Origin of the sequence: Pseudomonas fluorescens, assembly GCF_902497995.1 — a bacterium.
Taxonomy (GTDB): domain Bacteria; phylum Pseudomonadota; class Gammaproteobacteria; order Pseudomonadales; family Pseudomonadaceae; genus Aquipseudomonas; species Aquipseudomonas fluorescens_BK.
Window position 1 is genome coordinate 344416 of the sequence record NZ_CABVII010000001.1, and the last position, 20902, is coordinate 365317.

Annotated in this window: 21 protein-coding genes; 10 read left to right on the forward strand and 11 right to left on the reverse strand. The window is 58.7% G+C overall.

Annotation, left to right across the window (positions count from 1 at the left end; translation table 11 throughout):
• Positions 1-42: 42 nt before the first annotated feature.
• Positions 43-1206: a hypothetical protein gene (locus F8N80_RS01600; RefSeq protein WP_224790621.1), complete on the reverse strand. Its 1164-nt coding sequence runs from the start codon at positions 1204-1206 to the stop codon at positions 43-45.
• A 728-nt stretch (positions 1207-1934) separates the two neighbouring features.
• Here F8N80_RS01600 and srmL point away from each other — a divergent pair.
• The gene (gene srmL / locus F8N80_RS01605; RefSeq protein WP_150783072.1) at positions 1935-3083 is read left to right on the forward strand and encodes a PheS-related mystery ligase SrmL; all 1149 of its coding nucleotides are present in this window, start codon (positions 1935-1937) and stop codon (positions 3081-3083) included.
• A 257-nt stretch (positions 3084-3340) separates the two neighbouring features.
• On the opposite strand, the gene F8N80_RS01610 is transcribed toward srmL, so the two are convergent.
• Entirely contained in the window at positions 3341-4747 is a 1407-nt protein-coding gene (locus F8N80_RS01610; RefSeq protein WP_150783073.1) for a purine-cytosine permease family protein, read from the reverse strand.
• A 325-nt stretch (positions 4748-5072) separates the two neighbouring features.
• Between F8N80_RS01610 and F8N80_RS01615 the strand changes: the two genes are divergently transcribed.
• The 6 genes from F8N80_RS01615 (at position 5073) to F8N80_RS01640 (ending at position 10316) form a co-directional block, all read left to right on the forward strand.
• Entirely contained in the window at positions 5073-5558 is a 486-nt protein-coding gene (locus F8N80_RS01615; RefSeq protein ID WP_064677208.1) for a flavin reductase family protein, read from the forward strand.
• Between the two features lie 229 nt (positions 5559-5787).
• Complete coding sequence (locus tag F8N80_RS01620) at positions 5788-6831, forward strand: LLM class flavin-dependent oxidoreductase (protein WP_150783074.1); 1044 nt, start codon at positions 5788-5790, stop codon at positions 6829-6831.
• Between the two features lie 63 nt (positions 6832-6894).
• Positions 6895-7047: an unc-93 family MFS transporter gene (locus F8N80_RS01625; protein WP_150783075.1), complete on the forward strand. Its 153-nt coding sequence runs from the start codon at positions 6895-6897 to the stop codon at positions 7045-7047.
• Between the two features lie 90 nt (positions 7048-7137).
• Positions 7138-7815, forward strand: a complete 678-nt coding sequence (locus tag F8N80_RS01630; protein ID WP_150783076.1) for an isochorismatase family cysteine hydrolase — start codon at positions 7138-7140, stop codon at positions 7813-7815.
• A gap of 5 nt (positions 7816-7820) precedes the next feature.
• Positions 7821-9182 carry a purine-cytosine permease family protein gene (locus F8N80_RS01635; protein WP_150783077.1) on the forward strand — a complete coding sequence of 454 codons (1362 nt, stop codon included), beginning with the start codon at positions 7821-7823 and terminating at the stop codon, positions 9180-9182.
• 201 nt (positions 9183-9383) lie between these two features.
• Positions 9384-10316 carry a bifunctional 5,10-methylenetetrahydrofolate dehydrogenase/5,10-methenyltetrahydrofolate cyclohydrolase gene (locus tag F8N80_RS01640; protein WP_150783078.1) on the forward strand — a complete coding sequence of 311 codons (933 nt, stop codon included), beginning with the start codon at positions 9384-9386 and terminating at the stop codon, positions 10314-10316.
• Between the two features lie 379 nt (positions 10317-10695).
• Here F8N80_RS01640 and F8N80_RS01645 read toward each other — a convergent pair whose 3' ends face one another.
• From F8N80_RS01645 to F8N80_RS01655, 3 genes are all read right to left on the reverse strand, one after another.
• A complete protein-coding gene (locus F8N80_RS01645; protein WP_150783079.1) occupies positions 10696-12042 on the reverse strand; it encodes a glutamine synthetase family protein in 1347 nt (448 codons plus the stop codon).
• Positions 12043-12065: 23 nt separating this feature from the next.
• Positions 12066-12620, reverse strand: coding sequence for a helix-turn-helix domain-containing protein (locus tag F8N80_RS01650; RefSeq protein ID WP_150744371.1), 555 nt, complete (start codon positions 12618-12620; stop codon positions 12066-12068).
• Between the two features lie 207 nt (positions 12621-12827).
• Positions 12828-14030, reverse strand: coding sequence for an NAD(P)/FAD-dependent oxidoreductase (locus F8N80_RS01655; protein WP_150783080.1), 1203 nt, complete (start codon positions 14028-14030; stop codon positions 12828-12830).
• Between the two features lie 253 nt (positions 14031-14283).
• On the opposite strand from F8N80_RS01655, the gene F8N80_RS01660 reads away from it, so the two are divergent.
• A complete protein-coding gene (locus F8N80_RS01660) occupies positions 14284-14853 on the forward strand; it encodes an RrF2 family transcriptional regulator (protein ID WP_150744373.1) in 570 nt (189 codons plus the stop codon).
• Between the two features lie 3 nt (positions 14854-14856).
• On the opposite strand, the gene F8N80_RS01665 is transcribed toward F8N80_RS01660, so the two are convergent.
• The 3 genes from F8N80_RS01665 to F8N80_RS01675 form a co-directional block, all read right to left on the reverse strand.
• The gene (locus tag F8N80_RS01665) at positions 14857-15192 is read right to left on the reverse strand and encodes a hypothetical protein (RefSeq protein ID WP_150783081.1); all 336 of its coding nucleotides are present in this window, start codon (positions 15190-15192) and stop codon (positions 14857-14859) included.
• A gap of 71 nt (positions 15193-15263) precedes the next feature.
• The gene (locus tag F8N80_RS01670; RefSeq protein ID WP_150744375.1) at positions 15264-15482 is read right to left on the reverse strand and encodes a hypothetical protein; all 219 of its coding nucleotides are present in this window, start codon (positions 15480-15482) and stop codon (positions 15264-15266) included.
• Positions 15483-15582: 100 nt separating this feature from the next.
• The gene (locus tag F8N80_RS01675) at positions 15583-16809 is read right to left on the reverse strand and encodes an RtcB family protein (protein WP_150783082.1); all 1227 of its coding nucleotides are present in this window, start codon (positions 16807-16809) and stop codon (positions 15583-15585) included.
• Between the two features lie 91 nt (positions 16810-16900).
• Between F8N80_RS01675 and F8N80_RS01680 the strand changes: the two genes are divergently transcribed.
• Positions 16901-17176, forward strand: coding sequence for a hypothetical protein (locus tag F8N80_RS01680; protein ID WP_150744377.1), 276 nt, complete (start codon positions 16901-16903; stop codon positions 17174-17176).
• A gap of 5 nt (positions 17177-17181) precedes the next feature.
• Here F8N80_RS01680 and F8N80_RS01685 read toward each other — a convergent pair whose 3' ends face one another.
• Positions 17182-17385, reverse strand: coding sequence for a DUF2188 domain-containing protein (locus F8N80_RS01685; RefSeq protein WP_150744378.1), 204 nt, complete (start codon positions 17383-17385; stop codon positions 17182-17184).
• Between the two features lie 229 nt (positions 17386-17614).
• Here F8N80_RS01685 and F8N80_RS01690 point away from each other — a divergent pair, with 229 nt between their 5' ends.
• Positions 17615-17977: an NUDIX hydrolase gene (locus F8N80_RS01690; protein ID WP_150783083.1), complete on the forward strand. Its 363-nt coding sequence runs from the start codon at positions 17615-17617 to the stop codon at positions 17975-17977.
• 13 nt (positions 17978-17990) lie between these two features.
• Here the strand turns inward: F8N80_RS01690 and F8N80_RS01695 are convergent, their stop codons facing one another.
• Positions 17991-18764, reverse strand: a complete 774-nt coding sequence (locus F8N80_RS01695; RefSeq protein ID WP_150744380.1) for a 1,6-dihydroxycyclohexa-2,4-diene-1-carboxylate dehydrogenase — start codon at positions 18762-18764, stop codon at positions 17991-17993.
• Between the two features lie 1117 nt (positions 18765-19881).
• The gene (benC, locus tag F8N80_RS01715) at positions 19882-20895 is read right to left on the reverse strand and encodes a benzoate 1,2-dioxygenase electron transfer component BenC (protein ID WP_150744381.1); all 1014 of its coding nucleotides are present in this window, start codon (positions 20893-20895) and stop codon (positions 19882-19884) included.
• Positions 20896-20902: the final 7 nt, after the last annotated feature.

Genomic DNA, 20902 nt, shown 5'->3' on the forward strand with positions numbered 1-20902 from the left:
TTGGCTTCAAGCGTAGCGACCGAACTGTTTGCATCCCTTGATTCAATCATCGATCAAGCTATCCAACCACTGATATTCAGCAATGCTGGACTGATGCAACTGCTGCATGCTTTTCGCTGCCCAGATAATGCTGTCAGCGTTTCTCGAGGCCATCTGCGCTCTCAGCCCTGGATTTGCGTTAAACAAATTAACGGCAGTTTGAAGATCAAAATCGGCCGGTATCCCCAAATACTCACTGACACCGTGAATAAACCTGTGATGGTTGCTCGTAAAGGCACTCAGATACTCTGCCGTTAGCCCACCCTGCATAATAATGTGAGACAAACCGCGTTCCGGAATGTCGTAAGCAGGTATCGGGCGACCTAAGGTGTGTTGCATGCTAACGTCCAGATAGAAAAAATCCACGGCACCAGGCCCGACACTCGTGAATCTGTTTATCCTGTTTGCGTGCAACATTTCATGACCTAGCATTATATCTAAAGTACCGTCCCGCATATGCTTAAGACTTATAAAAATCCTACCATGAAAATCAAGAGTATATATCCAGGCCTTACAACTCCCCCCAGAGTCGACCCCCATAAACTTATCTACCCCCCAAAGCCCCTGATATTCTTTGGACAGGGCCTGCCCCCGCAATAAAGAATCAGAAAACCGGTCTATAGCCACTTCATGGCTGCCTCCAAAGTAACTCTCGAAAACGCCTTCAGCTTCCCTGTAATTCAAACCGACAGCGTTATTCGCATCAAAAAAAATTCGCTCTACCGCCTTTAACTCCGAATGCATGAGGGCTGCTTGTTCCGGTGAAAACTGTCTTAACCCACGCGCAACAATGGTGGAGCCCGGCGATAAATTGCGCTCAAACCTGTCGTTCTGTCCCTCATCAATTAGTCCGTCGCTATCTTGGCCATTTCTGACATTGTGAATGATCTCATCCACATCAATGTCGATGACATGACTGACTCCAGAGGAAGGCAAAGGCGCTGCGAGCAGCCAGGTCATCGTCCCGCGGTCGAAAAAAAGAGCCGGACCTGAAGCCCCCAGCTCGGACGCCAAGATGGCCCGATACACGCCGGTCACGGAGTCACGCCGAACCTGCACTACTCCGCCTATGGCAAGATCAACGAATTGACGCTCTTTGTATGTCCTGATGCCTTGGTCATCGGCCGGCGGGAGTTTGGCCGGAGGCGAGAACCGATAGTTCTTCAATCGCATCCAATCGGAGTCAGTGCGAGCTTCGCCTGCACCCGACATATCGGAAACGATGATTGCGGGGGGCGGCGAGGTGGGTTGCCGGAAAGACGTACCGTCCACTTCTGCAAGTGCTGAAGTGTCCGTCGGTGAAGGACGAGGCACCTTAGCCGCAGGCCCGTCGTAAGTGGATGTACTTTCCGGTCGCACACGAGCTGGGGCTGGATCAGCCGAGCCTCGGGTTGGGGGCTGGGGTCCAGCAGGTTTGGGAACGATAATTCTGGGTGCCATAAAAATTTCCTGTATTGAAGGTAGTCTCCCAAAAAAAGGGCTGGCGGCGCTGCTTTCGTCTACCGCACGAGTGCTATTTCAACAGTAGACAAGCCAGTTTGAGCGATACATATTTACCGCACATGCCATGGTTTTTCTAAGCATAGAGGCCGCCGGACAGCCTCATGAAACAGCCTCCAAGGCCGGTTTTTTTTGGCGATCGCCAAGGCGATGGTTAATCGATCCATTGAATGTTTGGGGATGAAACAAAGCTGAGTCAAAATCAATAGATCGTAGCCGGTGGCAGCTCGTTAGTAGCGCCAACATAAAGCACAGATTATTGATATAAGAAATATCTGTAAGACCGTTCCGAAAATCCAAACCCTCCCAAATATGAGTTGTGTCCATTGACCCGTTGTCGCTACGTTCGTTGCTGCCTTTAAAATAATAACCAACGGTCAATAGAGGATTAGCGGGTGCAAACACCAAAGAAATATCTGACAGACACATCCACCCATCAAGCCCTGTCACTGCAAGACCTTACCGAGCAAAGCGCTCCCGATCATGCCATCCGACTATTGCTGAATGAAATTCTCCTGGGGCTTGCTGAAAAAGGCTGGCCCCAGGCAAACATCCAGACAGGACCGCGCATCGTCACCGCTGAAGAAAACTACGGTCTGCTCGGTTATGACCCAAAGGAAATCACCCTCGGCAGTGAACACACCCGCTGGGTCGACGAGCACTCTCTGTTGCGAACGCAAACCACCAGTCAAATTCCGGCGGCGCTGCAGCGTGCGGCTGAAGTACGGCAGTCGGGTGAGATGATATTGCTGGCTGCGCCTGGCATCACTTTTCGCCGCGATAGCCGGGATCGTTGGCATTGTGCAGAACCGCATCAAATGGATATCTGGGTACTCGGCGATCCTGAGTTGTCGACGCATGACCACTTGTTAAGCCTGGTCGACGATATTCTCAACTCAGCCGTGCCTGACAAGTCTTGGTTCTACAGCAACAGTACGCATCACTACACCGAGGGCGACATCGAAGTGAATGTGTTGAATGACCGGACTCAGGTCGAGGTCCTGGAGTGCGGTCGTATTGCGACGTCTTTGCTGCAGCGCCTGAACATAGATCCATTGCAACATGGAGGGCTGGCTCTCGGGATGGGACTGGATCGCCTGACCATGCTGCGCAAAGGCATCCCGGATATTCGCTTGCTGCGCGATCAGAACCTACGGGTTCAGGCGCAGATGCATCACCTCGAACCCTGGAGCGCCGTATCACGCTTGCCTTCGATTACCCGTTATATTTCGTTGGCGGTCACGCCCGGGCTTAGCGAGGAAGTGTTGACCGAAAGGATGTTACAAGCGGCTGGCGATTGCGCTGACTGGATCGAGGAGTTGCAGGTCAAGGGACGCTGGGAATTCTCGGAAGTACCCCAGCAGGCCATTGAACGCCTCGGACTGCTGCGTGGTCAGGAAAATGTGCTTCTGCGCGTTGTACTTCGTGATAGTTCGCGGTCCATCACAACCGCCGAGGCGAACGCCTTGTATGCAAACATTCAGTCGGCATTGCATGAAGGGGCGCCGGGGGCGGGTTACAGAATGGATTCTACCAAGGTTTGAAAAACTTCAAGGCAAACGCAACCCTGTAGGAGGCCGCCCAGCCTGCGAAGAGGCTGCGCTTTCGCGCAGAGAACATGTCGATAAATCGGCAAATAATTTATCTTAAAAATCAATGAGATACATTTTGTTCTATAAGAGCTGGCTTGCCAGCGAAAGCGGTACATCAGCCAACATAATCATCACTGAACGGACGCCTTCGCCGGCAAGCCAGCTCCTACAGGTCGCGGGGTGTGGCGGGTATTTCAGACACCCTTTGATCAGTCGGTATACCCCAACCGCGCCGCCCTGCTCTGCTGAGCCTGCCCACGCGTCGCCAGGCAGTAATACAGCGGACAAGTCACCACCAACCCCACCAGCCACGACAAATCTGCCCCTTCAATCAAATTGGCATAGGGCCCGACATACAACGAGGTATTGGCAAACGGCAACTGCACGATAATCCCGATGAAATACGCCACGATCGCATGCAGATTGAAGCGCCCGTAAATCCCGCCATCGGCACGAAAAATCGAGGCGATATCATAGCTGCCACGCTTGATCAGGTAGAAGTCGATCAGGTTGATCGAAGCCCAGGGCACCAGCACCAGCAGCAGCGCCAGAATCAAGCCGATGAACTGCGAAATGAAGTCCGCCGAAGCACCCAATGCCACCACGCAGCAGCCCGCCAATACAATACTCGACAACACCACCCGCACCTTGATGCTCGGCGTCCACTGGCTGGCAAAAGTCTGGATCGAAGTGATGATCGACAGCACCGCGCCATACAGATTCAAGGCGTTGTGGCTGATGATGTTGAGCAGGAACAGCACCATCAGAATCGGCCCCAACCAGCCGGTGGATTGCTTGACCGCGGCCATCGCCTCGGTGCCTTCCGGAGTCGCCAGCACCGCCACCGCACCGAAGGTAAACGACAGAATGGTGCCCAGGGTCGCGCCCAGGTAAGTGGCCCAGAACGGTTTGGCAATGCCGATATCCGCCGGCAGGTAACGCGAGTAGTCCGACACATAAGGCGAGAAGCTGATCTGCCAGATGATGCCCAGCGACACCGTCGCCAGCCAGCCGGACAGGTTGAAACCACCACGACTGAAAAAGTCCGCCGGCAGATCATGGGCGAAGATGTAGAGGAACCCGGCGAGCAAGGCGCTGCCCATGACCCAGGTGCCGATGCGGTTGAGGGTATGGATGAAACGGTAGCCGATCACCCCGATCGCCGTGGCGCTCAAGGCGCCGATGAGGATGCTCGCCGGTACCGGCACCGACGGCGCGATGCCGACGATCGACTTGCCAGCGAGGACAATGTTGGAGATGAAAAAACCGATATAGATCAGCGCCGCAAAGAACACGATCAGCAGCGCGCCATAACGACCGAACTGGCCGCGGCTTTGCACCATCTGCGGAATCCCCATGCGCGGGCCCTGGGCCGACGCCAGGGCGATCACCAGGCCGCCGATCATGTGCCCCAGCGCAATCGCCAGCAGCCCCCAGAACAGATCGAGGTGGAACACCTGGACCACCATGGCGCCGGTGACAATGGGCAGCGGTGCGATGTTGGTGCTGAACCATAGGGTGAACAGATCGCGGGCCTTCCCATGGCGTTCCGCGAGTGGGACGTAATCGACCGTGTGATTCTCGATCAGGGGGTCTTGCCGGGACGTCTGGGACATATGAATGAACTCGAGTTTGTCTGATCTTATAGTTGTACGAAGCCAAACCGGGGGATCTCTACGGCCACCCCTCAGATGCCGACCATATTATGGTATTCCAAACTTTGTACAAGGCTGATCCGCTCTTTTGTCTGGCATCTGATGCGCAATTCTGATGGATGACCGCAAGCGCTGTTCGGCGTAAACGCCCGTATTTACTGACTTCGCGCCCTAATCCTCACGTTTATCGGCTCATCGAAAAAGCCCTTGCAAACTATGTATTACGGTATACCATCAGACCTACAAGCACATAAAAACCCGTACCACACCGCCAGAGGACCGTCCCATGATCGATGCCGCCATCTACAAACAAGTGATGGGTTCGTTTCCGTCCGGTGTGACCGTGATCACCACGCTCGATGACGACGGCCAGATCGTCGGCCTGACCGCCAGCGCCTTCAGCTCGCTGTCCATGGACCCGGCCCTGGTGCTGTTCTGCCCCAACTACAGTTCCGACTCCTACCCCGTATTGATCAAGAACAAACGCTTTGCCATCCACGTCCTGTCCGGCGGCCAGCAGAGCGAAGCCTACGCTTTCGCGCGCAAAGGCAAGGACAAGGCGCAGGGCATCGAATGGACCTTGAGCGAGCTGGGCAACCCGATTCTGGCTAACGCCACGGCGGTGATCGAGTGCGAGCTGTGGCGCGAATATGAAGGGGGCGACCACGCGATCATGGTCGGCGCGGTGAAGAACCTGATAGTGCCCCGGCACAACGCCGGCCCGCTGGTGTACTGCCACGGCAAGATGGGCGCCCTGCCCGTTCTGGCCTGATCTGCGATGTCCGTGAAATAAGCGCATACCTTGTGGGAGCGGGCTTGCTCGCGAAGAGGCCGGCATATTCGGCATCAATGTCCGCAGGCATACCGCCTTCGCGAGCAAGCCCGCTCCCACAGGGCCGTCGCAAACAGAAATATTTTGCGAGCATCTCGTATTATGGTATACCAATAATCAACAGGCCCGCAGTCGACAGGCCGACAACAAAAGATCCGAGGTAAGCGTCATGAAGTTTTCCCTGTTCGTGCACATGGAACGTTGGGACGAAAGCGTCAGCCACCGTCAGCTGTTCGAAGACTTGACCGAACTGACCCTGATGGCCGAGGCCGGCGGTTTCAGCACCGTCTGGATCGGCGAACACCACGCCATGGAATACACCATCTCGCCGAGCCCGATGCCGCTGTTGGCCTACCTGGCCGCCAAGACCACCACCATTCACCTCGGCGCCGGCACCATCATCGCGCCGTTCTGGCACCCGTTGCGGGTCGCCGGCGAGTGCGCACTGCTCGACGTGATCAGTAACGGCCGCATGGAAGTCGGCCTGGCCCGCGGCGCCTACCAGGTGGAGTTCGACCGCATGGCCGGCGGCATGCCTGCGTCCTCCGGTGGTCAGGCCCTGCGGGAAATGGTTCCGGTGGTACGCGCCCTGTGGCAAGGCGATTACGCCCACGACGGCGATATCTGGAAATTCCCGACGTCCACCAGCGTGCCCAAGCCGATCCAGAAGCCTAACCCGCCGATGTGGATCGCCGCCCGCGATCCGGATTCGCACAACTTCGCGGTGGCCAACGGCTGCAATGTCATGGTCACGCCGTTGATGAAGGGCGACGAAGAAGTCCTCGACCTGAAGAACAAGTTCCAGAGCGCCCTGGACAACAACCCGGACGTGCCGCGCCCACAATTGATGGTGCTGCGTCACACCCACGTCCACGCGATCGACGATCCCGAGGGCTGGAAAGTCGGGGCCAAGGCCATCTCGCGTTTCTACCGCACCTTCGACGCCTGGTTCGGCAACAAAACAACGCCGGTCAACGGCTTCCTGGAACCGAGCCCGGAAGAGAAGTTCGCCGAGCGCCCGGAGTTCCAGCTGGAAAGCCTGCACAAGACCGCGATGATCGGCACCCCGGAAGAAATCATCCCGCGCATCAAGTACTATCAGGAACTGGGGGTCGACGAGTTCAGCTTCTGGTGCGATAACAGCCTGCCCCACGCGGAAAAGAAAAAATCCCTGGAGCTGTTTATCAAACACGTGGTCCCGGCGTTCCGCTGAGTCCACCCACCGCCCCCCTGGACGCGAAGCCTGGGGGTTGACTGACGTGCAGGGTCGATTCCGATGCTCAATGGTCGTCTCCCATCACTCACACTTTTCTCCGGTGCCGAGCAGGCTTACCTGCGCGGCGAATGGACCGCTTCGCATATCCATCTCAAGCGCCTGAGCGCCAGCGTTTCAGCCAAACAAAACGGCTTCTGGCAAATAGTTCACTGAGCCCCCGAACAAGACTCCACGCACCTCACGTCGCGCCATCGCGCGGCGTGCCCGGTGCAATGTGTTCCGGCCCATGATCAGGTTTGCTCAATGAACAAAAATAACGCGCTGTTGATCATCGACATGCAGCAAGAGGACGGCTTCGTCCTGGAAAATTTCGACCCGGTGCTGGCCAACACGGCCGCCCTGCTCGAGTCCGCCCGCCGTCAGCGGGTCCCTGTCATCTATACTCGCCACATCAATCAGGCCGACGGCAGTGATTTGCCGCGCGGCGAACCACGAGCGGCCGACGGCGGCCCGAGCAGCTATCGCGCCGGCACCCGGCAAGTGGAAATCATCGAACGCCTGGCACCGCGACCCGATGAACTCGTCGTCGACAAGGGCCGCTACAGCGCCTTCCATCGCACTGACCTGGATAGCCAGCTCAAGGCGCTCGGGGTCGATACCCTGATCGTCTGCGGCGTGTTGACCGATGTCTGTGTACTCAGCACGGTGTTCGATGCCTTTGCCTTGGGATATCACATTCGCCTGGTCAGCGACGCCTGCACCACGACCACGCTGGCCGGGCACTACTCGGCACTGCTGATCATGACCAACTGGGTCTACGCCCTGGAAATCCTCACCGGCGCGCAATGCCTGCGCGCCCTCGAAGGTGAAGACTACTTGAGCCTGATCCCGGGGCAGCCGGACGAATTCGCCTACCAGCCCCACGAACTGGAAAGCACCATCGCCCGTTTGCAAACCCGCCTCGTCCAGACTCAGGAGTGATCGCCATGCAAGTCGAAAAACGCAGCATCGATTTCATCCCCGAGGCTGAACGCCACGGCCAACCCGGCTCGCTGTTCTTCATCTGGTTCGGCGCCAACATGAACATCACCACCATCGCTTCCGGCGTATTGCCGGTGGTCATGGGGCTGAACCTGTTCTGGAGTGCGCTGGCGATTATTATCGGCTCGCTCGTGGGCGCAATTTTCATGGCCTCCCATTCCGCCCAGGGACCGAAACTGGGTATTCCGCAAATGATCCAGAGCCGGGCGCAATTCGGTGTGCTGGGGGCGGTGTTGCCGCTGCTGTTCGTCATGCTGATCTACCTGGGATTCTTCGTCAGCAATACCTTGCTCGCCGCCCAGGCCATGGAGTCCGTCAGCCCGCTGCCGGCCACCGGTAATATCTACCTGATCGGTGCGCTGTGCTTCGTCGTCGCGCTCTTTGGCTATCGCCTGATCCATCGCCTGCAGAAGCTATTGTCGCTGCTTTCACTGTTGGTGTTCGTCGCTGCCACGCTGCTCGCGTTGCAACTGCCGATCCCCGCCGAGCAATGGCTGCCGACGGGCTTCTCGCTATCGAAATTCCTGGTGGCGGTGAGCATTGCCGTGACCTGGCAACTGTCCTATGCGCCTTATGTGGCCGACTACTCGCGCTACCTGCCGAGCAGCACGCCGACCGCCAAGGTGTTCTGGTACAGCTATGCCGGCACGGTCAGCGGCGGTGCATGGATGATGATTCTGGGGGCGATGCTCAGCGTCGGCATCGCCGATTTCTCCAGTAACGTCGGCAGTCATGTCGCCGGGTTGTTCGGCAGTGGCGCGCTGCTGCTGTTCGTCTTCATCCTGTATGGCCAGGTGTCGATCAATGTCTTCAACCTGTATGGCGCCTTCATGTCGACCATCACCGTGATCGAACCCTTTACCCGGCTCAAGGTGACGCCGCGGGTGCGCGGCCTGTTCATGCTGGTGATCAGTCTGGTGGCCACGGCCTTGTGCACCATCAGTCAGGACGATTTCATCAACTTCTTTCTCAACTTCATTTTCTTCATGAGCTACTTCCTGATCCCCTGGACGGCGATCAATCTGGTGGACTACTACTGCCTGCGCAAAGGTCGTTACCTGATTGCCGACATCTTCGACCTGAACGGGATCTACGGGCGCATCAACTGGATCGCCTGCGGCAGTTTCCTGCTGGCGATCGCCCTGGAAATTCCGTTCATGAACACCACGTTTTATGTCGGTCCCGTCGCTACGGCGCTGGATGGCGTGGACCTGGCCTGGCTGGTCGGGCTGCTGGTGCCCGCCTTCAGTTATTACGGGTTGATGAAACTCGGCAAGCGCGCCCACGGGGTCGGCGAACTGTCTTGATCAACGGCTGAAAAAAAAGTCAGGCGGCCGGTCGCAAATGCACGGGCCGGCCGCCTTATGTCACACCGATTGCGGCTGTACTGGTGGTGCATGGCCAGCAACTGGTAGCCTGAGCCCCCTTGCCTGCGGGTCTCTGATGGATCATCGGCGTCGCAACGACGCTTCGATGAACACTTCGCCCCTTTATCAATCAAGACGACGGTGACTCTTTTGATCAGCACCCCCCCTGCCCTTGCCCGCGATATCGACGGCAAAGCCATCTCCGCCCGGGTTCTCGACGAGGTTCGGCAAGAGGTCCTGGACCTGGCCGGACAGCAGATCTACCCGGCCCTGGCCGTACTGCTCGTCGGCGAAGACCCGGCCAGCGAAGTCTATGTGCGCAACAAACTGCTGCGGGCCAGGGAGGTCGGCATCCGTTCCCTGGAGTACCGTCTGGCGCAAAGTGCCAGTCAGCACGAGGTATTGGAACTGATTGCACAATTGAACGCCGACGCCTCGGTGAACGGCATTCTGGTGCAGTTGCCCTTGCCGGCGCATATCGACGAGCAGGCGGTGATTCATGCCATTCACCCGATCAAGGACGTGGACGGTTTTCATCGGGAAAACGTCGGCGGCCTGGTGCAAGGCATCGAAGTCCTGACGCCCTGCACGCCCAGCGGCTGTATGCGTCTGCTGCGTGAAACCTGCGGTGAGTTGAGCGGCTTGCACGCAGTGGTCATCGGCCGTTCGAATATTGTCGGCAAGCCGATGGCGACCCTGCTGCTGCAGGCTGACTGCTCGGTCAGCGTGGTGCACTCGCGCAGTGTCGATGCGCCGACGCTGTGTCGTATGGCGGACATCGTTGTTGCAGCGGTGGGTCGGCCACAGTTGATCGATGCCAGTTGGCTCAAGCCCGGGGCCGTAGTGATCGATGTCGGGATCAATCGCATTGCCGGCGACTCCGGCCCTCGCCTGGTCGGCGATGTCGATTACGCCAGTGCGCGCACCGTTGCCAGCGCGATCACACCGGTTCCCGGGGGCGTCGGGCCGATGACCATTGCGTATTTGCTGAAGAACACCCTGATCGCCTGCCAGTTGCAGCGTACGGCAGGCCTTGGGGGGTTGCTGTCGGTCAGTGTGCCGTTGTCGAGCTGAGTCCATACATAGGAGCTGGCTTGTCGGATCGCCGCACCGCAGCGATGGTCTGGAGGGCGACGCGTTTATTCAGGAGAAACACGTCAACGTTGACGTCCATCGCTGCGGTGCGACGACTCGACAAGCCAGCTCCTACAGTTGATGAGCGTACATCCGCAGGAATCGGTTGGCTGTCAGGACGTCTTCGGGCAAAAAATCCCGGGCAAAAAAAAATCCCGGGCAGCTGATGGACGCCCGGGACTTAAAAATGCATAAACCGTGGTGGTGAACGCGGGGCGAATATTACGTAATATTTCGACCTGTAACAAGATATTTTTATTCACCATCCAGTTACTAATGTCTATAAGCCATTAACTATCCACACTATTTTTAAGGCGTCCTACAAAAACCAGCGGTACTCCCGCGCACTGATATCGTGCATAAACGCCAGATGATCCTGACGCTTGTTCTCGCAGAAGACCTCCATGAACTCAGCGCCCAACCCCTCGCGCAATGGCGTATGGCTTTGCATCGATTGCACCGCTTCCAGCATCTCCAGCGGGAAATCGATACCGCTGCCGCGGTCTTCGTTGAGTGATGGGATCGGCTCCCGACCGGCTTGCAGCCCCTGTTCCATCCCCACCAGAATCGCCGCCAGCACCAGATAAGGGTTGGCATCGGCGCCAGCCAGGCGATGTTCGATCCGCAGATTCCCCGCGTCGGATTCGGGAACCCGCAGGCAGGCGTCACGGTCTTCGAAACCCCAACTGGCCCGCGTCGCGACGTTCACCGTGCCGCTCAAGCGACGCAAGGCGTTGTGATTGGGGGCAAAGATCGGCATGCAATGGGGCAATACCTCAAGACAACCTGCCACCGCATGGCGCAGCGCTCGCTGCCCGTCGGCGGCCAACAGGTTATTCCCCGCCTCGTCGTAGAGGCTGACATGGACATGCATGCCGTTACCCGGATGGTGCAGGTAGGGTTTGGACATGAAGCTGGCGCGATAGTCATGCTTGAGCGCCACGCCCCGGGTGCTGCGGCAGAACAGGGCGGCCCAGTCAGCGGCGCGCAGGCCATCATCGAGGTGACCGAAGTTGATTTCGAATTGGCCCGGGCCCAGCTCGGCAGTGATCACCGTGGCATCGATGCCTTGCGCCCGCGCGGTCTCGACCATGTCATCGAGCACCGCTGAAAATCGCGACAGCCGCTCGATGTGCATATTCGGCTGGTCATCGGCATCGCCGGTCAGCGGATCGCGGGGGAATTGTGGCACGCCGCCCTGTAATTGCCGATCGAACAGATAGAACTCCAGCTCGAACGCGACCACCGGGAAAATCCCTTTGCGGCCGAGCCTTTCCAGCACCTGCGCCAACACTTCCCGCGGTTCGAAGACGATCGGTTTTTCCGTGCCGCTCGAGGTGATCAGCATCTGCCCCAGCGGCTGCTTTTCCCAGCCCACGAGTTTCAATGTGCCGGGCACCAGGTGCCGGGGCGCATCGGGATCGCCGTCGTTGAAGCAGTAGTCGCCAATCTTGAACAGCCCCCCTTGCGTCCCCAGCAGCACACAGTTCTGCGGCAGTTTGAGGGCGCTGCCGGCCGCGACCTTTTCCAGCATCTCGATCGGGTAGCGCTTACCGTAGAAATGCCCGGGAATGTCCAGGGAGATCAGGTCCACATACCGCACATCCGGGAAGCGCTGGCGGAAGGTACGAACCTCGGCGAGCAGATCAGAGCAGACAGCATCCATCGTTGTTATTCCTTGTTGTGTCATCAGGTGTAGACCCATAGCACTCGGGTGAGTCGATCCGAGAGGTTGCCGTAGCGGCAGTGGGCATGACTGGCCAGCTGAAAACTGTCGCCGGTATGCAAGGTGACCGGCGCGTCGTCAGCCAGCCACAGCGTCAGCTCGCCCTCCAGGACATAACCGCCCTGCTCCGAGCTGTCATTCATGTGCCGGTCGCCGCTGCTGGCGCCGGGCTCCAGCTGGCTTTCCAGCATCGAGAACGAGGCGCGCATTTTTGGTGAAACCAGGATGTCGGTAATGCCGTCGGCGTAATACAAGGTGCGGCGCTCGTCCGGACGGGTCACCCAGGGCAAGGCCATGGGTTTGGGCAGACTGTAGAAATAAGTGGTCGGCACGCCGAGGGTTTCGCTGATGGCGGTCAAGTCCGCCACTGTCGGCCGTGACAGTCCGCGCTCGACTTGGGAGAGAAAGCCCACGGAGCGACCGATCTTGTCCGCCAACTCCTTGAGCGTGTATTTTTTGTGTTTGCGCAGGTCCTGGATCAGGATCGCCAGCGCCGAGATTTCTTCTTGCATGTCCATTGAGAGGGTATCCGTGAAGGGATGCTTCAAATGCTGTCGCGCAGCCGATACGCGTCTCGTGAAATTTTGTACTTACATTTTCATGAAAAAATACAGGTTAATTTTCACAGCTGCAACATTTCAACAGGCAAAAAAAATCCCGTCCGGGAAAAACCGGCGGGATTTTTTGCAGCAGGCAGCGCCTTCAAGACAACGCTACAGATCTCTTCAAGCAATCGGGATCAGCGGATCCGCAGCGGCCCATGCCGTTTCGCGATTGGCCGCTGGCGGGTAGATCCACTGGGTGTTGATCTGGGTCTTGAGTGCCTTGCCTTCCTGCTTGACCAGCTTGACCTGGCGATCCCAGCCTTCGGTGTATACCGCGCCCCAGGCCCCCAGGTCCAGACAGGTCACGTATTTGGGCTGGCGGTATGGCGTCGGGTCCACGCCCAAAATCTGCGCGGCGACGTTATTGCCGGCATGGCGCCCCAACACGATGGCGTGCTGGCAGGTCATCAATGCGTAGTTGCCGATGTCGTCAGTGGCGGCGTAGGCGACATCGCCGGTGGCAAAGATATCGTCCTGGCCGATGACTTGCAGATGGCTGTCCACGTGCAGACGGCCCAGATGATCGCGTTCGGCGGGGATCTGCTCGGTCAGTGAGCTGGCGCGCACGCCGGTGGTCCAGATCACGGTGCTGGCGTCGATACGCTGGCCGTCACTCAGGTCGACACCGTTGGCGTCGATAGAGACCACCGAGGCTTTCAAGTGCCATTTCACCCCTGTCTCAAGACTGGCTTGCTCGATCGACCTGGCGATTTGCGCGCCCATGGACCCGCCGATTTTATCGCCGCGATCGACGATGATCACTTCGATATCGGCCTCGTCACCCAGGATCGTCCGCAAACGCGCCGGCATTTCAGTCGCCGTTTCAATCCCGGTGAAGCCACCGCCGGCGACTACCACTGTATTGCGGGCTTTGTCTTGCGGCAGGTTGGCCAGGGATTTGAGGTGGTTTTCCAGGCGTATGGCCTGCTCGATCTGGTCGACGTCGAACGCATGTTCGGTCACCCCGGGGGTACTGGACTGTGCCAGGCGGCTGCCGGTGGCCAGAACGAGTTTGTCGTAGCTGCACGCTTGTCGGGTGCCCGAAGCATCGATATAGCCCACACGCTTTTGCTGCACATCGATGGTGTCTGCAGCGCCCTCGATGAACTTGACGCCGACCGCCTCGAACAGTTCGCCGATCGGCGCGGCCAGTTGGTGCGCATTCGGTTCATAGAAGCGCGGACGAACACGCAGCTCGGCCTGCGGGGCCAGCACGGTGACTTCAACGTCGTTGTGAGCATGGATATCGAACAGGCGGGTCGCGCTCAACGCCGTCCACATGCCACCGAAACCTGCGCCGATTACCAGAATGTGCTGTTTCATTTTCAACTCCGGGGGAAGACCAATGATGAGTTCGCATGCGGTCGCACGCTTGCCAGTGCCGACCGAACAACTACGACTGTATTGATCCTAGTTTGTTTGCGCAATGGTTTTTTTTTGATGGCAGCTATCGACGCGCTTGATTTTTAAACACCCATAACACCGTGGCGTTCTCTGCCATTTAGGGCATAGGAGACGCGTTGCCTGACTCAGATCCAGCTGTTAATATTTACGACAATATTAGTCGGAGATACCAATGTCTCTTTACAGCGCTGGCGTCGAGTACGGCATTCATTGCCTGATTTTTCTGGTGGGGAACCACGGGGACACCCGGGAGGCGAGCGTGCGCGACCTCGCCGAGCTGCAAGGCGTACCTCTGGACTATCTGGCAAAAATCTTCACCCGACTGGCCAAGGCAAAACTGGTGGTGGCCACCGAGGGTGTGCGCGGCGGGTTCAAGCTGGCCAGGCCTTCTGACGAAATCAGCGTGCTCGATATCGTCAACGCTATCGACGGCCAGAAGCTCATCTTTGATTGTCGCGAGATTCGCGGGCGTTGCGCGTTGTTCGAAGGCGCCACGCCCGATTGGGCGGTGGCCGGTCCCTGCGCGGTCCATGCGGTGATGATGACGGCGCAGAAACGCATGGAAGAAGCTCTCGCCCAGCAGACCATCCTGGATCTGGCGCGCAAGGTCGGGCGCAAAGCCCCGCCGGAATTCGGCGTGCGAGTGGACAACTGGATGAACGACCGTCGTGAAAAGAAAAGCGGCGCAAACCCGCTGGCAAGCGACGACACACTCATCCAGGCAAACGAAATCTTCGACTGACTCCTACAAACAGTCTCGCACGGCCTGGCGCAGCGCCCCTGATTTAGCCCAGGGCGGTCCCTGATAAAGCGATACGCGACTGCCGTCTTTCGATTTCACGATATCGAGGATCTCGTCGGCCGTGATGATGCTCGGCGCCGTGATCCGGTAGCCATTGGAAATCCCCGCCTGAGTCGAGTTGGGCACCACTTGCTGCCAGGCCGGCAGGACGCACGTGGCGTAATCTTTTGGCGCTTTTTCGCTGTACTTGCTGACATTCGGCTCACCTGGCACCACTGACGCGGGCAACGAACAGCCCGCCAGCAATGCCACCCCCAAGCCCCCGATCAACATTCGCATGACGCTTCCCTTTCCTGAAAAGGGGGCAATGTAGCGCGTCGCCGACCAGACATCCATCCATTGAACAGAACTCAGTGCGGGGCATTGGTATCGCCCGACTCCGGATAGGACCTGGTGTTCAGATAGGTCATCCACCGTTCGTAGGCATCATGCTGCCATTGACTGACCCGCTCCCATTCCGGGCCGCTCAGCTGATGAGCAGAAACGAGCTTCATCATTTCCGTGGTGGCCGCGTCGAGATCGACCATCAGCTCATGGGCGTGAAATCTGAAATCATCGGTAGTCGTCATTTGAAAGGACCTCGTCGCAGCGAAAAAGTGGCTGCTTCAATACGACAGCAAGCTGGAAAATTCGCATTATTTTCCCGACAGAAGGAAGCACCTTCCATCCCTACCCCTTTACGCAGACCACCTGGCGCAGGGTGTGCACCACTTCCACCAGCTCGCGCTGAGCCTGCATGACCTTGTCGATATCCTTGTAGGCCATCGGAATTTCATCGATCACTGAAGCATCCTTGCGGCACTCAACATGGGCAGTGGCGCGGATCTGATCGTCGACGGTGAAGGTGTTTTTCGCTCTGGTGCGGCTCATGGTGCGACCGGCGCCGTGGCTGCAGGAGCAGAACGATTGTTCATTGCCCAAGCCGCGAACGATGAAGCTTTTCGCCCCCATGGAGCCAGGAATGATCCCCAGTTCGCCTTTTTTCGCCGACACCGCGCCCTTGCGGGTGACCCATACGTCCGCCCCAAAATGCCGCTCTTTCTGTACATAGTTGTGATGACAGTTGACGGCCTCCAGCGCGACCTCAAAGGGTTTGCGGATGACTTGCCGCGTTGCCCCGATCACCGCCTGCATCATCAACGCGCGATTTTGCCGGGCGAAATCCTGGGCCCAGCCCACCGCTTCGACGTAGTCCGCGAAATGCCGACTGCCTTCTTCGAAGTAAGCCAGGTCGCGGTCCGGCAGATTGGCCAGGTGTTGACGCATGTCCGCCTGGGCCAATTGGATGAACAGATTACCAATGGCGTTACCGACGCCGCGCGAGCCGCTGTGCAGCATGAGCCAGACCCTGTCGGTCTCGTCCAGGCAGACCTCGATGAAATGATTGCCGCTGCCCAGCGTTCCCAAATGGTGCCGGTTGTTGGTGCTGGCCAGTTTCGGGTACTTGGCGGTAATAGCCTTGAACCGCGGGTCCAGCGCTGCCCAGGCCTGATCGGCGGGCTTTGGAACCTGTTGCCACGCGCCTTCGTCGCGGCGACCGCGGCTCACTGTACGGCCGTGGGGTACGGCCTTTTCGATGGCGCTGCGCAGCGCGTGCAGGTTGTCCGGCAAGTCGGCGGCGGTCAGCGTGGTGCACGCGGCAATCATGCCGCAACCGATGTCGACCCCGACGGCGGCCGGAATGATCGCACCCACGGTGGGGATCACGCTGCCAATGGTGGACCCTTTGCCCAGGTGCACATCGGGCATGACCGCCAGGTGTTTGAAGATGAACGGCATTTTCGCGGTATTGATCAATTGCTGCCGGGCTTCGCTTTCGACCGGTACGCCCTCGGTCCAGAGCTTGATCGGCTTGCCGTTCCGCACTTCCAACAGTTGCCAGGTAGATGCTTGCATGATTGCGGTTCTATTCGGGATCGGACGAACATAACGCTCCCCGGCCGAAATGGGACTAATATTTCGTAGCGGAGCTTATCAGGAGGTCATTATGTGGCTTAACGAATCGGAAAACGAACTTCGACGTGATCTGCAAAGCGTTGCCTCGGACTTGAGATGGTCGGCGGTCGAGCTTTTGCGCATAGCGGACCAGTTGCGCCAGGCGGGCAATGATGTGGATGCACAGGCAGCCCTTCGCTTGTGCGACCTGTTCCAGGGCGATGAACAGCGATTGGTGGGCTATGCCGAAGAGGTGAAGGCCAAGGCTATCAGTCGAAAACAGCACACTGCGCCTGAAAGTGACAAGCCCCGGCGAACCGGGGCTTAAGCGCACTATTTATCCGTCTCCTGGCTATTGGCGGGCTTTTTTGCCCGGGGCTTGTAACCGGGCAGAGCTGCCGCGAACGCCAGTGCCTCTTCCCTGCTGGCAAAAGCGCCGAGCCGGTCACCCTCGGTGCAGACTCGCCACGGGCCGTTGTTTACGCTGAGTACGTCATAACCGTTCATGTGCATCTTGTTGAGCATGGTGACACTCATGGTTACCTCCTTTTCGGCAGTGATCAGCCACCCTTGACTTGATTACCTTACACCTGCCCCTTACTTAAATGCAGACCAGACGTCGCGCCAGTGGTTGCAGATGGATTGCACTTTCCCGGCGTCACGCCACTCCAACCTCTCGAGCATCGATCTGGCCGGTTCTGGCCGGTTCTGGCCGAAATATTGCATTGGTATGTCTGATTTATGACAGTGGGTGGTCAATTGACACATGAAATTACGCGCAACCGTCATTTGCGAGCAGGACCGGCATATTCTCCTGGTGCGCAAGTCAAGGGGTCGCTGGACGCTGCCGGGCGGCAAAGTCGAGCGCGGTGAAACCATCGCCGACGCGGCCATGCGCGAACTTCGGGAAGAAACCGGGCTAGGGGTCGACGGATTGCTGTACTTGATGGAACTGGAAATGGGCAATACGCGGCACCACGTCTACGAGGCCTCGGTACTGAACCCGGATGAAGCGCGGCCGCAAAACGAAATCTTCGATTGCATCTGGTATCCGCTGGAGGCGATACATAACCTGAACACAAGCGACGCCACGCTCAGAATCGTCCAAGCGTTTCAGCGTCGCTTTTAGCTGCCCGGGCCTGTCAGCCCTGGTCGCCACCGCCGACCGGCAGGGTCATGCCGGTGATATAGGCCGCGTCGTCGCTGGCCAGAAACAAGATAGCGCCGGCCTGCTCATCCAGCGTGCCGTAGCGTTTCATCAAACTGCTGTCGAGGGTCTGGTCGACGATCTGCTGATACCACACTTTCTCCTGAGCACTTTGTTCCGCGGCGTTGCGCGGGATGGCCCGCGGCGGTGCATCGGTGCCACCCGGAGCGGTGGCATTGACCCGAATACCGCGACCGGCGGTTTCGAACGCCAGGCAAGCGGTCAGCGCATTCACCCCGCCCTTCGCCGCACCGTATGGCACGCGATTGATACTGCGGGTGGCAATGGACGACACGTTGACGATCGCGCCACTGCCCTGGTCAAGCATGAACGGCAGTGCGGCATGGCAGCACCACAGGGTCGGGAACAGCGAGCGCCGCACTTCGGCTTCGATCTGCTGTGCTTCGTAGTGTTCGAAAGGCTTGGCCCAGATCGTACCGCCGACGTTGTTGACCAACACATCCAGGCGCCCGAAACGCTCGACGGCGGCTTGCATCACCCGGCTGCATTCTTCGTATTGCTCAAGATCGGCCGTCAGGGCCAGCACCTGGCTGTGCTGCCCCAACTCCTTCTGCACCTCGAACACCAACTCGGAGCGGTCGACCAGAATCAACAGCGCCCCTTCCGCCGCCATGCGTTCTGCAACCCGGCGACCGATACCTTGGGCGGCCCCGGTAATCAGCGCGACTTTTTCGTGAAATCTGTTCATGTGTACCTCGTGACGAAGGATGCATCCTGTGGGAGCGAGCTTGCTCGCGAAAGCGGTCTGGCAGGCGACATCGATGTTGAATGTACTGGCCTCTTCGCGGGCAAGCCCGCTCCCACATGGGTTCTTTGCCGGGCTCGGTATTCGTGTGCGACCCCGATCAACTGTGGGAGCGGGCTTGCTCGCGAAAGCGGCCTGGCAGGCGACATCGATGTTGAATGTACTGGCCTCTTCGCGGGCAAGCCCGCTCCCACATGGGTTCTTTGCCGGGCTCGGTATTCGTGTGCGACCCCGATCAACTGTGGGAGCAGGCTTGCTCGCGAAAGCGGCCTGGCGGGCGACATCAATGTTGAATGTACTGGCCTCTTCGCGGGCAAGCCCGCTCCCACATGGGTTCTTTGCCGGGCTCGGTATTCGTGTGCGACCCCGATCAACTGTGGGAGCGGGCTTGCTCGCGAAAGCGGCCTGGCAGGCGACATCGATGTTGAATGTACTGGCCTCTTCGCGGGCAAGCCCGCTCCCACATGGGTTCTTTGCCGGGCTCGGTATTCGTGTGCGACCCCGATCAACTGTGGGAGCAGGCTTGCTCGCGAAAGCGGCCTGGCGGGCGACATCAATGTTGAATGTACTGGCCTCTTCGCGGGCAAGCCCGCTCCCACATGGGTTCTTTGCCGGGCTCGGTATTCGTGTGCGACCCCGATCAACTGTGGGAGCGGGCTTGCTCGCGAAAGCGGCCTGGCAGGCGACATCGATGTTGAATGTACTGGCCTCTTCGCGGGCAAGCCCGCTCCCACATGGGTTCTTTGCCGGGCTCGGTATTCGTGTGCGACCCCGATCAACTGTGGGAGCAGGCTTGCTCGCGAAAGCGGCCTGGCGGGCGACATCAATGTTGAATGTACTGGCCTCTTCGCGGGCAAGCCCGCTCCCACATGGGTTCTTTGCCGGGCTCGGTATTCGTGTGCGACCCCGATCAACTGTGGGAGCGGGCTTGCTCGCGAAAGCGGCCTGGCAGGCGACATCGATGTTGAATGTACTGGCCTCTTCGCGGGCAAGCCCGCTCCCACATGGGTTCTTTGCCGGGCTCGGTATTCGTGTGCGACCCCGCTCCCTTAAGCCCAACTCATGCCGCGCTGGCGGCAAATTTCTCGTAATAGAAGTTCGCCGGGGCGATGCCTTGGTCGCGGATGAATTGACTGACTGCCTCTACCATCGGCGGCGGGCCGCACAGGTAGACATCGACGTCGCCATCGTTCAAATGCTTGGGCTCGATGTGCTGGGTCACGTAGCCCTTGAGCGGGTGCTGGCTGTCGGGGCTGGCCACGCAGGCGCTGAAACTGAAGTTCGGGATGCGGGCGGCGAAGGCTTCGAGTCGATCCATTTCCACCAGGTCGAAATCATTGGTCACGCCGTAAATCAGATGCAGCGGATGTTCACTGCCCTGCTCGGCGATTTTCTCCAGCATCGCGGCAAACGGTGCCAGGCCAGTGCCGCCAGCCAGCAGCAACAACGGACGGCGGATGTCGCGCAGATAGAAACTGCCCAACGGCCCGGCCAGGCTCATGCTGTCGCCCGCCTTCGCAATGCCGGTGAGGAAGCTGCTCATCAGGCCGCCAGGCACGTTGCGAATCAGGAAGCTGACCTCGCCATCACGCTGCAACGAGCTGAAAGAGTAAGCGCGGGTCTGTTCGCTGCCGGGAATCCCCAGGTTCACATACTGCCCCGGCAGGAACGCCAGTTTGCTCAGGGCTTCACCCTTGATCGACAACGCGATGGTGCTGTCGGACAACTGGCGCACGGCGCTGATGGTCGCGTCGTAGCTGGCCTGACGGGTGCGGCAGACCTCCGAGGAGGTCGGCACACGGACCACGCAATCGCTCAGGGCGCGCATCTGGCAGGTCAGGACAAAACCTTGTTCGGCCTCATCACTGCTAAGGGCGTCTTCGATGTATTCCTCGCCCAGATCATAGCGACCGGCTTCGGCGAAACATTTGCAGGTGCCGCAGGCGCCGTCACGGCAGTCCAGCGGAATGTTGATGCCCTGGCGGTACGCGGCATCGGCCACGGTTTCACCGGCATTGGCGTCGATAAAGCGAGTGACACCGTCTTCGAAATTGAACGCGATGGAATGAGTCATGACGGCC